This window comes from Protofrankia sp. Cj5, from assembly GCF_917627405.1.
Lineage (GTDB): Bacteria > Actinomycetota > Actinomycetes > Frankiales > Frankiaceae > Protofrankia.
Genome location: NZ_CAKJTO010000108.1, coordinates 1 through 15,027, shown reverse-complemented (window position 1 = coordinate 15,027; position 15,027 = coordinate 1). Strand labels below are relative to the sequence as shown.

Annotated in this window: 12 protein-coding genes, 1 pseudogene and 1 riboswitch; of the genes and pseudogenes, 8 read left to right on the top strand and 5 right to left on the bottom strand. The window is 70.2% G+C overall.

What is annotated here, in order from left to right:
* The 6 genes from MJ777_RS18910 to MJ777_RS18885 form a co-directional block, all read left to right on the top strand.
* Window positions 1–1,093: beta-ketoacyl reductase (locus MJ777_RS18910; RefSeq protein WP_239377311.1), on the top strand; the 1,093-nt coding region annotated here is incomplete at its 5' end.
* Window positions 1,090–4,203, top strand: coding sequence for a type I polyketide synthase (locus tag MJ777_RS18905; protein ID WP_239377310.1), 3,114 nt, complete (start codon window positions 1,090–1,092; stop codon window positions 4,201–4,203). The genes MJ777_RS18910 and MJ777_RS18905, both read left to right, overlap by 4 nt.
* The gene (locus tag MJ777_RS18900) at window positions 4,200–5,006 is read left to right on the top strand and encodes a thioesterase II family protein (protein ID WP_239311610.1); all 807 of its coding nucleotides are present in this window, start codon (window positions 4,200–4,202) and stop codon (window positions 5,004–5,006) included. The genes MJ777_RS18905 and MJ777_RS18900 overlap by 4 nt, the downstream gene beginning before the upstream one ends.
* Complete coding sequence (locus tag MJ777_RS18895; protein WP_239311608.1) at window positions 4,990–6,393, top strand: NAD(P)/FAD-dependent oxidoreductase; 1,404 nt, start codon at window positions 4,990–4,992, stop codon at window positions 6,391–6,393. Before MJ777_RS18900 ends, MJ777_RS18895 begins: the two co-directional genes overlap by 17 nt.
* Window positions 6,390–7,526, top strand: coding sequence for an AfsA-related hotdog domain-containing protein (locus MJ777_RS18890; RefSeq protein ID WP_239377309.1), 1,137 nt, complete (start codon window positions 6,390–6,392; stop codon window positions 7,524–7,526). The genes MJ777_RS18895 and MJ777_RS18890 overlap by 4 nt, the downstream gene beginning before the upstream one ends.
* Window positions 7,527–7,743: 217 nt before the next feature.
* Window positions 7,744–8,517: an SDR family oxidoreductase gene (locus tag MJ777_RS18885; RefSeq protein ID WP_239377308.1), complete on the top strand. Its 774-nt coding sequence runs from the start codon at window positions 7,744–7,746 to the stop codon at window positions 8,515–8,517.
* 28 nt (window positions 8,518–8,545) lie between these two features.
* On the opposite strand, the gene MJ777_RS18880 is transcribed toward MJ777_RS18885, so the two are convergent.
* Window positions 8,546–9,391, bottom strand: a complete 846-nt coding sequence (locus MJ777_RS18880) for a helix-turn-helix transcriptional regulator (protein ID WP_255724115.1) — start codon at window positions 9,389–9,391, stop codon at window positions 8,546–8,548.
* A 320-nt stretch (window positions 9,392–9,711) separates the two neighbouring features.
* Here MJ777_RS18880 and MJ777_RS18875 point away from each other — a divergent pair, with 320 nt between their 5' ends.
* Window positions 9,712–9,903 (top strand): hypothetical protein, encoded by a 192-nt coding sequence (locus tag MJ777_RS18875; protein ID WP_239377306.1) that lies wholly within the window; start codon window positions 9,712–9,714, stop codon window positions 9,901–9,903.
* 107 nt (window positions 9,904–10,010) lie between these two features.
* Here MJ777_RS18875 and MJ777_RS18870 read toward each other — a convergent pair whose 3' ends face one another.
* From MJ777_RS18870 to MJ777_RS18855, 4 genes are all read right to left on the bottom strand, one after another.
* Window positions 10,011–10,763, bottom strand: a complete 753-nt coding sequence (locus tag MJ777_RS18870) for an SDR family oxidoreductase (RefSeq protein ID WP_239311576.1) — start codon at window positions 10,761–10,763, stop codon at window positions 10,011–10,013.
* A gap of 484 nt (window positions 10,764–11,247) precedes the next feature.
* On the bottom strand, window positions 11,248–11,631 hold the full coding sequence (locus tag MJ777_RS18865; protein WP_239311578.1) for a transglycosylase family protein: 384 nt from the start codon (window positions 11,629–11,631) through the stop codon (window positions 11,248–11,250).
* Between the two features lie 7 nt (window positions 11,632–11,638).
* Window positions 11,639–11,814: riboswitch (cyclic di-AMP (ydaO/yuaA leader) on the bottom strand.
* A gap of 469 nt (window positions 11,815–12,283) precedes the next feature.
* Window positions 12,284–13,777, bottom strand: a complete 1,494-nt coding sequence (locus MJ777_RS18860) for a multicopper oxidase domain-containing protein (RefSeq protein ID WP_239377305.1) — start codon at window positions 13,775–13,777, stop codon at window positions 12,284–12,286.
* Window positions 13,778–14,061: 284 nt separating this feature from the next.
* Window positions 14,062–14,730, bottom strand: coding sequence for a haloacid dehalogenase-like hydrolase (locus tag MJ777_RS18855; RefSeq protein WP_239377304.1), 669 nt, complete (start codon window positions 14,728–14,730; stop codon window positions 14,062–14,064).
* Between the two features lie 74 nt (window positions 14,731–14,804).
* Between MJ777_RS18855 and MJ777_RS18850 the strand changes: the two are divergent.
* A pseudogene (locus tag MJ777_RS18850) lies at window positions 14,805–15,027 on the top strand (hypothetical protein); the annotation flags it as partial.

Sequence of the window (15,027 nt, the reverse complement as noted above, 5' to 3'; positions counted from 1 at the left end):
GGGCGCGCCCTCCCGCGACGCCGACGAGGATCTGGCCGGGCTCCGGGCGGCCGGCGTGACGGTCCAGGCCGCGGCCGTCGACGTGGCCGACGCTCGGCAGCTGGCCGGGGCCCTGCGGCCCGGGGGCGCGGCCCCGCCTGTCGGCGGTGTCTTCCACCTGGCCGGCGTTCTCGAGGACGCCCTGGTCACGGACCTGACCGAAACCGCCGTCATGCGGGCGTTCGCCGGCAAGGGGATCGGTGCCTGGAACCTGCACATGCTGACCCTCGACCAGCCGGTTGAATTCTTCGTGCTGTTCTCGTCACTGGCCGGTCTGATCGGCTCACCCGGGCAGGGCGCGTACGCCGCGGCCAGCGCCTTCCTGGACGCGCTGGCTCGGCACAGAGCCGCGGTCGGGCTGCCAGCTCTCAGCATCGACTGGGGCACCTGGTCCGGCGACGGGCTTGCGGCCGGCGGGGTCGAGCGGCTGGCCGCTCGGGGCGTGCTCCCCCTGGACCCCGACACCGGCATCGAGCTGCTGGGCGAGGCGGTCACCAACGGGGCGGCGTGGCTGGCCGCGGCCGGTTTCAGCCTCGAGCTGCTGCACCAGGCCGGCGCCGGGCCGGCCGCCCGGCAGCTGTTCGCGGGACTGCTGCCAGCCGGCCGGCCCGGTGAGCCGTCCGGGCGCGACCTGGTGCTGGCGGCGGCCCCGGCCGAGCGCCGGCAGGTGCTGCGCCAGCTGCTCACCGGCGAGGTTGCGCGGGTGCTCGGCGCCGAGCGGGCCGCTGTCCATCCGAACGTGCCGCTGCAGGAGCTGGGCTTTGACTCACTGATGGCCATCGAGCTGAGGAACCGGCTGGAAGCGGGGCTGCGCATCCGGCTGTCCGCGACCTTGGTCTACGCCCACCCCACCATCAGCGATATGGCCGACGCCCTGCTGGCGAAGGTCGTACCGGCGACACCGGCGGCCGCGGCCCCCGAGCCAGCCGAGCCAGCCGAGCCGGCTGAACCCGCTGTGCTGGCGGACCTGGACCTGTCCGGGCTGAGCGATGACGAGGTCGCTCACCTGCTCGAGCGGGAACTCGAAGCATTCGATCTGGATGGGGAGAGATGACGACGGAGGAGCACAGCGACCAGTCCGCGCTGCTCGTCCGGGCGCTGCGGCAGCTCCGCGACGTCCGGCAGCGGCTGCGGGAGGCTCAGCACGCCCGGCATGAGCCGATCGCGGTGATTGGCGCCGGTGTGCGCGCCCCCGGTGGGGCCAGCGACCTCGACAGCTTGTGGCGCCTGCTGGCGGCGGGCGAGGACGCGGTGTCGCCGCTGGTCCACGACGTCGACGGGCATCGTGCGCCGGCGGATGCCGGCGCCGGGCCACAGTCCGGGGCCCGGGGCGGCTGGTGGGGCGGGATGCTGGGGGCAGTCGACGGGTTCGACGCCGAGTTCTTTGGCATGACCGCGACCGAAGCCGCCCACTTGGACCCCCAGCAGCGGCTGGTACTGGAGACGGCGTGGGAGTCCATCGAGGACGCCGGGCTGCCCGCCGAGCGGCTGCGCGAGCGTCCGACCGGCGTCTTCCTGGGCCTTTACGGCGCCGACTACCTGAACCTGCAGCTGTCCGGGCAGGCCGAGGTCACCGCGTACACGGCCCCGGGCGGCGCGCACAGCGTCGCCGCGAACCGGCTGTCCTACCTGCTCGATCTGCGGGGACCGAGCCTCGCGGTCGACACGGCGTGCTCGTCGTCGCTGATCGCGGTCCACGTGGCCTGCCGGGCGTTGCGGGCACACGACTGCGACTACGCGCTGGTCGGCGGGGTCAACGTGATCTTGTCCGAGGCCGCGACCAGGATGACCGAGAAGGTGCTGCCACTGGCTCCGGGCGGGCGGTGCCGGACCTTCGACGCCGGCGCCGAGGGGATTGTGCGGGCCGAGGGCTGCGGGATCCTGCTGTTGCAGCGGGCCTGCGACGCCCAGTCCGACGGGCGCGCGGTGCGGGCGTTGATCCGGGGCACGGCCGCCAACCACAACGGCCACGCGAACGGGCTGACGGCACCCAGCCCCCGCGCGCAGGTCGAGCTGATGCGCCGGGCGCTGGCCGACGGTGACGCGGACCCGTCCGACGTGGTGTACGTGGAGGCCCACGGCACCGGCACCCGGCTTGGTGACCCGATTGAGGCCGAGGCCCTGCGGGAGGTCTACGGCCCGGGACAGCGGCCGTGCGCCGTCGGCTCGGTGAAGACCAACTTCGGCCACCAGGAGGCGGCGGCCGGCGTGATGGGGCTCCTGAAGGCGATGTTGGTACTGGAGCGCGGGCAGGTGCCGCCTCACCTGCATCTCACCCGCATCAACCCCGAGATCGACCTGGACGGCACCCGGCTGACCGTACCGACCGCGCCTTGCCCATTGCCGGCGGAGCCGGACGGGCCACGGCCGTTGGCCGCGGTCAGCTCCTTCGGCTTCGGTGGGGCCAACGCCCACGTGGTGCTTGAGGCGCCGCCGGTTGCGGCCCCCGGGCCGAGCCAGCCGCTGGAACCGGCGGACCGGCTGCTGTTGCCGCTGTCCGCCCGCAGCCCCGGGGCGCTGGCCACGCTCGCCAGCCGGTTCGCCGACCGGCTGGCCGCGGCCGGGGACGGCGAGGCCGCCGCGATCTGTGCCTCCGCCGCCGTCGGCCGCACCCACCACAGCCATCGGCTGGCCATCGAGGCCGCTGGTGGGGCCGGGCTGGCCGCCCGGCTGCGCGACGTGCCGGTGGACCGGGTCCGGCCCCGTGACCTGGGCGAGCGCCGGCTCGCGTTCATCGTCTCGGGCCAGGGCTCGCAGTGGCCGGGCATGGGGCGCGGCGTGCTGGCCGCTTACCCGGTGGTGCGGGCCGAGGTCGAGGCCTGCGACCCGCTGATCCGCGGCCTGACCGGGTGGTCGGCGCTGGCCGAGCTGACCGCGCCCGAGGAGCAGGCCCGCTTGCACCGGACCGAGGTCGCCCAGGTCACGATCGGGGTGCTCGCGCTCGGGCTGGCCGCCCAGTGGCGGGCGTGGGGCGTCGAACCGCACGCCGTGGCCGGGCACAGCATGGGCGAGATCATCGCAGCCCGGCTGGCCGGCGCGCTCGAGCGCGACGAGGCGTTGGGCCTGCTGGTGCGCCGAGCCCAGCTGACCGAGCAGGCGGCCCGCGGGGGCCGGATGGCCAGCATCGCGCTGCCCGCGGACGAGGTGCGGCGGATCGTCGCGACCGACGGCGGGCTGGTCTCGGTAGCCGCGGTCAACGCGCCCCGTTCGACCGTTGTGTCCGGCGAGCGGGCGGCGGTCGAACGGGTCACCGACCGCGCGCGGGCCCTCGGTGCCGCGACCCGGCCGCTGCGGGTGGATTACGGCTTCCACAGCCCGTTGCTGGCCGCGGCCGCGGGCGCCCTCACCACCGCGGCACCGGCCGGGCATGACGCTGATGGCCCGGCGCTGTACTCGACCGTCACCGGCAGGCGGATGCGGGGCGGTGACCTCGACGGCGAACACTGGGCCCGCAACCTGGGCGACGCGGTCCGGTTCCAGCCGGCGCTGGAAGCCCTTGCCCGCGACGGCGTGACCGTGTTCGTCGAGCTCGGCGCCCATCCGGTGCTGCTGCACGATATTGGCACCACGCTGGAGGCCATCGGTGCCCCCCACGTTGCCGTGGGCAGTCTGCGCCGCGACCGGCCGGCCCGCGAATCCCTGCACCGCTCGGTGGCCGGCCTCTACCAGGCTGGGCTCGATGTGCGCTGGGACGCTGTGGTGGGGCGACCGGCCCGCCGGGTGAACCTGCCCCTGTACCCCTGGCAGCGCAGGCGGCACTGGCTCGACGTCCACGGTGGCACCCCGCCGGCCGTGGCCGCGTCGGCACCGGCCGCCGTCGCGGGCCAGGATGCGGCCCCGGCCCCGGTCGAGGTCGAGGTCGAGGTCGAGGTCGAGGCGACGATCGCCTACCTCCAGCGGCGCGTCGCCGACGCGCTCGACCTGAGCGACCCCGCCGGGATTGGCCGCGATGCCCAGCTCGAGGAGCTGGCCATGAGCTCCCTGATGATCGTTGAGTTGAAGAACCAGATCGAGCGCGACTTCCTGGTGACAGTGCCGCTGCAGGCGCTGTTGGCGGGGGGCACCGTTGAAGACATCGCCCAGCGGCTGGCCGGCGGCTTCGCGGCCGGTGGGAGCCGGCCCGGAACCGGCAGCGGCCGGGCACCGCTCGGGCGCGGGGCATGAACGTCAGCGTCCCCCGCACCACCGCGTCGCAGATCGTGGCCCGCGCGGTGCCGCATCCGGAGGCGGTGGTGCACCCGGAGGCGATACGGCTGGTGTGTTTCCCCCATGCCGGTGGCGGGCCGACCGCCTACCGCGGCTGGCCCGCCGGGCTAGCCCCCCACATCGAGCTGTGGAACGCGACCATGCCAGGCCGGGGCCGGCGCCGCGACGAACCACCGGCCCGCGGCTGGGACCAGCTGGTGGCCAGCTTCGCGGCGGCGATCGCGGCTGAGACGCCACCACCGTACGCGCTGTTCGGGCACAGCCTCGGCGCGCTGGTCGCGTTCGAGGTGGCGCGTTGCCTGACCGTGGCCGGCGTCCCGCCCACCCACCTGTTCGTCTCGGGACGGGCCGCGCCCGGCCGGCGCGAGCCGTCCGCCGTCCCGCCCACCGACGACGAGCTGATCAGTTACGTCGACCGGTGCTACGGCGGGATCCCAGCCGCCGTGCGGGCGGTACCAGAACTGATGGAACACTTCGTGCCGCTGCTGCGGGCCGACCTCGAACTCGCCGCCAGCTACCAGTTCCAGCCAGGGCCGTCGCTGCCGGTCACGATGACGGCGCTGGCCGGCGATCGTGACCCGGCGGCCCCGGCCGGCGGTGTCTCCGCCTGGGCCGGCCAGGCCGGGGCCGGGTTCGAGACCCATGTGTTCCCGGGCGGCCACTTCTTTCTCCATGACCAGCAACAGGCGGTGCTGCGGCTGGTGCGGCGCCGGTTGACCGCAACGCAGCGAGAGAGGCACCAAGATGACCGAGCGGTTTGATGTGGTTGTCGTGGGAGCGAGGTGCGCCGGTTCGCCGCTGGGCGCGCTGCTTGCCCGCCGCGGCCTGAAGGTGGCCGTCCTGGAGCAGGTGACATTCCCCCGCCCAACCCTGTCGTCGCACGTCATGCAAGCAGACTCACTGGCGTTCCTGAACCGGCTGGGCGTGATCGACCAGGTGCGGGCGACCGGGGCGCCCTTCATGTCCCGGTGCGATGTCCGGCTCGGCGACTTCCGTTTCACGGCCGGCTTTCCGCTCCACCTGGGCGATGTGGGCGGAGCGGCCGCGGTCCGGCGTCACCTGCTCGATCCGATCCTGGCCGGCGCGGCGGCCGACGCCGGGGCGGATGTACGGCTGGGGACCCGGGTGACCGCGCTGGTAACCGAAGGCGGGCGGGTGGTCGGCGTGCGGGCGCTGCGCGACGGCAGTGAGAGCGAGATCCGGGCCGGGCTGGTCGTCGGTGCCGACGGGCGGGACTCGACCGTGGCCCGGATGACCGGCGCCCGCCGTTACAACGTTACTGAGAGTGAGCGAGTCTACTACTGGACCTATTTCGAGGGTGCGAACCTCGGCGCCGCACCGACGTTCGTCTTCCACCGGTGGGGCGACCGGCACATTTTCTCCGGGCCGGCCGACAGCGGGCTCTACCTGGTCGGTGTCTCTCCGCGGGAACACGAGGTCGAGATGTTCCGCCGGGATCTGGCAGGGTCGCTGATGGCCCATGTCAACAGCTGCGCGCCGATCGCGGACACGCTGCGCGATGCCAACCGGGCCACCAAGATCTATGGGATCCTGCGGTTCGAGGGCTACTTCCGGGAGGCGTCCGGGCCTGGTTGGGTCCTGGCCGGCGACGCCGGGCACTTCAAAGACCCGGCCGCCGGGCGTGGCATCGGTGACGCATTCCACCAGGTGGAGACTCTAGCGCCGATGATCGAGTCCGGGCTGGCCACCTCACGGGCCGCGCTCGACTCGGCGATGGGTGACTTCGTGCGCTGGCGGGACAAGCAGTACAGCTCCTACTACTGGATGGCGGCCGACTTCGGCCGGCTCGGAGCGGTGCCGGTCGTGTTGCCGGCGGTCACCCGCCGGCTCTACGACAGCGGGCAGATCAACCGGCTGTTGGAGATGTTCGCGCATCGCGTATCACCGGCGGAGCTGCTCACCCCCGGCCGGCTGGTGGGCGGGGTCGCCGCCGTGCTGGCCGGCGCGTCCGGTCGCCGTGGCCCGGCCGCTCGCGAGATCGCCAGCCTGCTGGCCACCGAGGCCCGGCGCCGCCGGCTCAACAAGCGGCCCGTGTTCGCCGCTACGGCCGCGAACCGGGCCGACCGCCGCCTCCGGTCAGGACAGCCTGATCCCGATGCCCGTCTCGAGTGGGAGCTGACACCATGACCACGCATGATTTCGACGCTGACCACGGGTCTGCCGAGACGGGACCACGGGGCTGCGGCAGTAGGGCCGCGGAGGGAGGCACCCTGGGCTGGGCGTCGGCCGAGGACAACGACGCCAGGCGCCACCCGGACGCCGCGAGCCGGACAGTCCTGTTGCCGGAGCCGCTCAGTTTCGAACAGACCGTGCCCCGGGCAATCGCTCACCGGCGGGCGGTGGGCGAGGTGTTCGTCACCGACTCCCGTCAGCTCGCCGACGACGACTTCCTCTGCGCCATCCAGCTCCCGCGCGGCCACAGCCTGTGGGCGGACCGCGCCCGCGGTTTCCACGACCCGTTCGCGGCCGCCGAGGGCGCCCGCCAGAGCGCCTTCGTCGTGTTACACCGCTACCTCGGCGTCCCGGTCGGGCTGCCGTTCAGCATGCAACGCTTCGCCTTCGAGGTGCTCGACCTGGCCGCTTTCCAGGACGACGAGCGGTGGCCGCTGGCGGCGGTGCTGCGCTACCGGATCACAAACCTCCAGCTGCGCGGCGGTGAGCTGGGCAGCCTCACCCTGACCGCCGAGCTGGCGGTCGACGGGGCCCCGGCCATGACCGTCAGCGGGGATGCCGTGTTCATGTCCCGCGACGACTACGAGGCGCTGCGGGCCTTCCAGCGGGCCCGCAAGCCGATCGAACCGGGGCGGATCCCGCCGCCGGCAGCGCCGATCGACCCGGCCGAGGTCGGCCGCCGCGATGTGCGCAACGTGGTGATCGGGGAACCGCTGGAGGGGGCTGGGGACTCGGGCGTCATCCGCCACCCGGTAGTGATCGACCGGAGCCACCCGGCGTTTTTCGACCACGACTACGACCACGTGCCCGGCCCCTTCCTGGTCGAGGGTTTCCGGCAGGCCGCGATCGTGGCCGCCCTGCGCGCGGGCCTGGTCGCTTCCCCGTCGGTGGCGATGGCCGGGCTGCTGGTCGACTTCGCCGGCTTCGGTGAGTTCGAGGCGCCGCTGGCGCTGTCGGCGGTGGCCGGACCGGTGTCGGCTGGCGGCTGCGTGCCGGTCGAGGTGACGCTGGAGCAGTTCGACGAGCGGATCGCGCACGGGCGAGTGGACCTGCGCCCGTTCCCGGGCCCCGTGACGGGGGCGCCATGACCATGGCCGGCAGCCGCATGGTGGGCGGCCAGCGCGGCATGCCGCTGTCATCGGGAGCCGGGCAATGCTCAAAAAATGATCAGGCCACGTGGCCGACATGGCGGCCGAGCCGCCGGCGGCACGCGGCGCCCGTCATGCTCTATTATGTCGGCACAGACATGTGGGAAAAGACATCTGGACGGGCCTGCGGTAACAGAGCAGCGGTGAAGGGGGCGGTATGGATCTCGGCCTGCGAGGGAAACGCGCGCTGGTGACCGGCGCGTCCAAAGGCATCGGCGCGACCACGGCCGAGGTGCTGGCCCAGGAGGGCTGCGACCTGCGCTTGGCCGCACGCAGCGAGAATGTCCTGAGGGAGGTGGCGGCGAAGATCCGGGCCAACTACGGCGTCGACGTGGCTGTCCACCCCGCCGACCTGCGTGCGGCCGAGGACATCGCCCGGCTCGCCGAGGCGTCGGCCGATATCGACATCCTGGTCAACAATGCTGGTGACATCCCCGGTGGTTCGCTGGAGAACCTCGACGAAACGGCCTGGCGATACGGCTGGGAACTGAAGGTGTTCGGCTACATCAACCTGACCCGCCTGGTCTACGCACGGATGAAGGCGCGCGGCGGCGGGGTGATCGTGAATGCCATCGGAGCGTCGGGGGAGCGGCACGACCCCGACTACATCGCCGGCAGCACCGCGAACGCCGCGCTGATGGCCTTCACCCGAGCGCTGGGCGGTCGCGGGCCCCGGGACAACATCCGGGTCGTCGCGGTGAACCCGGGCCCGGTGGCCACCGAACGGATCACGACGCTGATGAAAGCGGTGGCGCACAGCCGGTTCGGTGACGAGTCCCGGATCGCCGAAATCATGGCCGACTTCCCGCTCGGGCGCTGCGCGACCACCCGGGAGATCGCCGACGCGATTGCCTTCCTGGCTTCGGAGCGCTCCGGGTACACCAGCGGGACCGTCCTCACGGTGGACGGGGGTTTGTCCGCCCGGGGGTGAGCGAGCAGGCCGGTCAGTCACCGTCTGGTCAGGCCACTTCGACATCGAGTGACATCGAAGCGATGATGTCGGCCAGTTTGTTCAGTGTCTCGGGATTGCGAAGGATCTGGATAACGACACTGAGTCGTGGATCATCGGCGATATGTAGTCGGACGTAATCGGCGGTGAACGTCCCGGCTGCCGGGTGGTGCCAGTTCAACGACCCGGAGCGGAACGTTTCCAGCCGCCGGGTAGCCCAGGCCTGGCGAAACTCCGGGCTGGCCGCTTCGATCCGCCGGATGAGGTACTGAAATTCCGGGTCATCGATGGCATCGGCGCTCTCCGACCGCAGCATCGCGGTGAGCCGGCTGACCTGCCCCTGCCAGTCGGGAATCAGTTCGTGCATCCATGGGTCGGTGCACATCAGCCACACAATGTTGCGGTCCTCCGGCGGCAACATGTCAAGGTGCGGTAGCAGCGCGACCACCCCCTTGTTCCAGGAGAGCAGATCGAGGCGCCGATTAATGATATACGCCGGGTTCGGTTCGAGCCGGCGCAGCAGCCGGTCGTAGGCAGGGGAAATCTTCAACGGGGCTGGCGAGCCGGAGAGCGGCTTCTCACCGGCAAGCTTGAACAGATGCATCGTTTCAGCCGCGGACAGGTCGAGCGCCCGTGCGATGGAATCAAGGACTTGCCGAGATGCACGCACCGGACGGCCCTGCTCCAACCAGGTGTACCATGTTGTGCTCACGCCAGCACGCTCCGCCACCTCTTCTCGGCGCAATCCTGGGGTTCTCCGGCGTCCCCGCGGCGCGATGCCCATTTGATTGGGGCTCCGACTTTCTCGACGATTCCTCAAGAATTTCCCGAGTTCCCGGTTCGCCGCTCCGCTCACAGTAGTTCCTCCCAAGGGGTCCCGCCTCAGCCAGCTGCCGCACTATCAATACCGACTTTTAGCACATGACACCAAAAAGGGTGCACTATGTCTACCTGGTGACAGGATTTCGATAGGGGCCGCCTACGGGCCGCTGCCCAGATCCGCGTGAGCGGAACTCGCGCGCTGGGCTCCCGCCTCGGGTCCTGGCGTTGGACGCGCATCAGGGAACAGCCGTCCCACAATAACGCCGCCGCTGACGAGCAACCGGTTACTGACCTGCGAAAACAGCAGCACCGCAGGTCAGGATAGGTGTCACATAGGTGCCACAGGAGAAGATCTTGTTCTTCCTTCAGGAGGAGCGACCAGGAGGAGCGACCGGCAATAGGGGCGCGGACCACGGAGCGGGGCTGGAGCGCCTGCCTCGCGAGCCGAAGGAGGACGCGCCGGAGGTGGTGGGTGGCGACCGACGAGCCGTCGGGTATCCGCGCATCGCGCGGCAATGGATGGAGAGCATGGATGGGCAGCGATGACGCGGGACGCCTGCCCCCGCCCCGCGATAACCTCGGCAATGTCGCGTCCCCTACGGCGTGTTTTCGACACGTGCCCTGGTCCCGGGCGCTCTGAGCGGCCGGGACGGCTATCTGTTCAGCAGGCTGCCAATGGCCACCCGCAGTACCTCGGGGAACAGCCGCTGGCCGATGGCCACCGGCCGCGCGATACCTGGGAAGATCCAGAAACGCCCTTTGTCGAGGCCGCGTTCGATCGCGTCGACGGCAGCGGCCGGTGTCATCATAGTGCGCTGCGAGACTGCTCGGGCCGCGGGCATGTCGTCGAGCATCGGGGTTGCCACCGCCGGTGGACAGACACAGCTCACCCGCACACCAGTCCCGCGAAGTTCATGCCGTAGCGTCTGAGCGTAAATGACCAACGCCGACTTTGTCGCACCATAGGGACCGTGTTGCGGCACCGGCAACCAGCCGAGAATCGACGAGAAAAGGACGAGCCGGCCCGATCCCCGCGCGAGATAGCCGGGTAGCGCGGCCGTCACCGCGTTGACTGTGCCCTGGTAGTTCACCGCCATGATCTTCGCGTGCACCGCGGCCGGGGTCTCAGCGATCTTGCCTGTGTACCCGATCCCGGCGGCCGTCACGAGCAGGGTGTGGTGCTGCGAGGTCACGACGTCGGCCATGGCGTCCGCATCGGTGACATCGATGGTGTGCGTCGTCACCTTTCCGGGCCCAGCGTCGTGGAGGACCTTGAGACCGGCTTCGTCCCGATCAACCGCGATAACGTCTGTGCCCTGCCGCACCAGCCGGAGGGCGAGGAGCTGTCCCATTCCGCTTCCAGCGCCGGTCACCAAGGCTCGACGGACGTCGTTCTTCGCTGTCATCGCTCATGCACCAGGTTTCTCGAGAGCCCAGCGCGCGGATCGAAAAAACCCCTGATGAGGCACCGCTCGCGCACGGTACGGTATTACGCCGCCCGCCTGAAGTCGAGTAGCCCCGCGGGGAGCCGGCGCGAACGAAAAACGGGCCCGGACAAGAAACGACGACACACCGACGGGGCCGTTTTTCCGGGTTTACCACAGACCGCCGCGGCGCGCCCGGCCCCCCAGCCGGAAGATCGATTGTGCGGGTACGCCCGGCCCGGTCCGAGAGCCGGAAGCAGGCGGCCGCTTGGGAGAGACCGGCCGTGGCCGGTCTCTCCCAAGGCTTCGCGAGAGCCTCCCGGTGAACCCGGGCCGGCCGCTCTGTCGAGATACCTGAGGCTATACCTGATATACACAGCGCTGGCGCTGGCGGATCTGACAGACGCCGTGGACGGCGCGAGGGACTCTCGCCGCGTCCTCTCCGGTCGCTAGGCCTTTCCGGTCGCTAGGCCTTTCCGGCCCAGCAGTGCTTCGACGCGTACCAGGGGCTCGTGCCCTGCTGCGCGTACAGTATCCGCGCACGCATCCACTGTTCGGACACACTGGCGTTCTGCGGCAGGCCAGAGCCACCGACAGCGTGCCACGTGCTAGGCAGGAACTGGAACAGTCCGCCGGCACCGATCGAGTTGACAACCTTCGGGTTGCCGCCGGATTCACACTGTGCAATGGCGGCCAGCACACCGTCGTTGGACGGTGCCGCACTCGCTGGCTGGGACAGCGCGACGCTGCCGCCGCCGATGGCGGCGACGAGTGCCGGTACAGCGATCAGTACCCGAGCACGCGCCTTGATTCGACTGATTCCACGAGCGCCAGAACGTACATGGGACATATTGTGTTGATGTCCTTCCCCACGCCTGCGAGGTGAGCTGTCGGATTCGGGCTGGGACTGCCCGGCCGCGCTATGCGGCTTCACCCCGAGAACGCCTGGCTTCGGCGTCCGGAAATGGTTCCCCCGTTCCTGCCACCGTATTGGTTGTCATCGGACGGGGGCAGGACTCGGCGTGCCATCCGATGCGCGCCTTCCCCTCGAAGGCACGGCGAGGACCATACGTGCCATGACCGCCCAGCAGGCAAGGCTCCGTGAAGAGGCACACAGTCCACAGCCGATGTTGCTAACCATCACGGCTGCCGGTAACGTGCGCGCACCCGCGCTTATCCATAGTTGGCCCTGGCCGGCTGGCGCAATTGTGCCGGGGCCGCCACCCAGCCAAAAAAACTGCCCCGCGCGGTAGGTGGGCAGGCGGGTCGGCTGCGTGGTTGTTCGCCGACGGTTGTTCGTCCGCCGTACGATGCCGCGGGGATCCTGCGCATCAACAGTGCCGTGTATGGTGTGGGCAATATGGCTGTCCGAACGCTGATGATCCTGGGCTCTCCGTGCGCGGGAGCCGCTTTCTGGGCGGCTGGCGGTTCTCGCCATATCGCGGTCCAGGCCTGTTGTGCGGCAGGAGCTACCGGCCTGGACCGCGATGAACGGCGCGGTTTCAGCCCATGGCACGACGGCGGCGACGGCGCACGATCCTGCGGGCGCCGATCGCCACCACGAACGCGATGATCGCGGACGCGGTGGGGACAGACGACGGGGGAACAGCTATCCCGCCTTCGCCCGCGGAGACAGCGCCCTTGGGCACCGGCATCGTTGTGGCCGACGGCCCTGGCGCGGATATAGCGGTGGCGGCAGTACCGTTGTTGGTGTCGGTGTCGGACACAACCTGATAGCGGGTCAGCATGCCGGCGGTGATGTGCTCGTTCACGTGGCAGTGGAAAAGCCAGATGCCGACGTCGTCAGGCACCATGTCGGCCACGGCCATGGTGCCGGGGAGCAGCGGAACGGTGTCCATACGCATGCCGCCCACGATCGCGTCGTTACCGTGCCAGTGCGGCGTGTGCATATCCGCCTCGCCGCCCATGCTCATCAGGTACCACCGGACGTGCGCACCCTTTTTCATAGTGATCATCGGCTCGTTGCCAAAGACGTAGCCGTTGATGGCATGCCGCATGTTGGAACGCTCGAAATCAGCATCGTTCAGCGCCGGGTACGGCGGCTTGGCAAAACGGCGGAGATTCTCCTGAAGATACGGGCTCCAATTCTCGTTGACGATCGAGAACAGCGCGAAGATCTCGCGGTCGACGTCGACGGGGCTACCGTCTGGCCGCGCCTTCCCTTTTCCGGTGACAACCATCGGGCCGGTGAGCCCGGCATAGGTGTCGGTGACCTCGTTGGTATGGGAGTGGTACATCCACATGACCGAGCTGCCGTCGTGCGGGCCCGGACCCGCTCGATCGGGCACCAGCCAGGTGTACGTGTGCGTGCCTCCGGTGGGTACGGCGTCGTCGAGCTTGTCCACCCCGGAGGTGTTGTCCGCGTACGGCGTGCCCTCGTTCGCCTTGGTGTAGAAGACGCCGTGCGGGTGCACGCTGTCAGAAATCCGGCAGGCGTTGCGGAACACGACTTTGATGGTGTCGCCGACCTCGGCGCGGATCACCGGGCCCAAAAAGCCCAGATACGCATCCTGCGGGAGGCGCGGCGCCAGACCGCTGAAGCTGGCGTCGGTGTAACCACGGTAGAGACACTTGAGGTAACTCGTCCCGATCCGGCCGGGCCCGGACTGGACGTATGTCCTTGCTATCGGGTCGAATGCCTGGCCGGTGATAGCATCGCGTCCCTCGGGGGCGTAGTTCCAGACCACCTCGTCAGCACCGATGTAATAGGTGCGCACTCGACCGGTCGGGTGGAACTCCTGGCCGGCGGCGTCGTTCCAGTAGGATGATCGTTCTCCCGTCGCGCCCGTGCCGCCGGCCGCGGTCGCGGGCCCGATCGCGGCGGGCCCGAGGGCAAGCACAAGCGCGCTCCCGACCACCGCTCTGACGCACATCCGCTGCCTGGCACGAACGGTCGTCTCCGCGGACCGTGACGACGACTGCCTCCTTACGCGTACCCGGCTGGCGGTCCGGCCGCCGATACCTGTGCGCCGCATGGCGCGCAACTTATCAATCACGGAGCGTGACAGTAACCCTCCGTGACTTCCCCTGCATAGTGAGAGTCCACAATCCGCCAAAGGATGTGGAAGATGGCACTACGCACGCGCACCGGTCGGGCAGCCGGTCGGCGACACACGCTGGACGGGGCGGGCAGGAGCTTTCAGGCTGCTCGTGGACCGGGTCGCGGATCGCCCGGCCGTGTTGGCAGCCGCATCGGACGCCCTGCCGCCGGAGCCTGCCAGCGGGCTGGCGTTCTCACGCTATCGTGAGCGGATGGGCCTCACCAGTGGACGATCCGCAGGCGCCCGCCCAGCGCCTGCTGTGCGCGTAGCGCGAGCCTCCCGTCAGGATTGACCAGCACCGCATGGTTGGCGGCGGCCAGCATGGGCAGGTCCGCCAGCGAGTCGCTGTAGGCGTGCTCCCACGGCGGCTCGATCCCGTGGGCGGCGAGCTGACGCGGTTTACGCGCTCCATGGTTGTGCAGGCTGCCCCGAGTAACACCGAATCGGCCCCAGACCAGCTGCGAGGAAATCAGTTCCACCTCGCCCAGGCCCAGCGTGTCGAGGAGCGTACGGGCAAGTTCTCGTTCACATGCTGTCACGATCACTACCCGATCGCCCGCGTCGAGGTGGCGGCGCAGTGTGGCGATGCCCTCGGGTATCGCCACGTCCCGTTCGGCCGGGAGCTCCCGGCCGAACGCCTCGGCTCGCGCACGGAACCGGGCGGCATCCAAGCCCAGCAACGCCAGCCGCATTATCATCCGTACCGCGATCGCGCGCAGCGGGCGTACCGCCAGCAGGGGCGTCACCGGCATGACCAGGGCCGCGCGCCATCGGGACCGCGACAGGTGCCGGCGCAGCAGCCGGGTGAACGTGTCACCACGCACCAGCACACCGTCCAGATCGAACAACGCGACCCCGGCGGTCGCGCGTTCAGGCGTCTCGCTCATGCGTGCATCCTTGTCGTGTTCGACGGCGGCCCGCGGAATACAGAATCTGGAACGGACGGACGGTGAGCACAAGCATGACCGAGGGCACAGCAGTCAACCAGACCGATCCGGTGACATGCGCATACCCTGGGTGCACGCATCCGCCGAGTGCTCCGGTCGGGCCCGGCCGGCCACCCGCGTACTGCGACGATTCCGCGCACAACCGGTTGTCGGCCTACCGCCGGCGGCGCGAGCTGTCGGCCGCGCCCGCGGCCGGCCCGGCAACCAGCCCGGCGCCGCTCTCCGGCGGGGCACGCG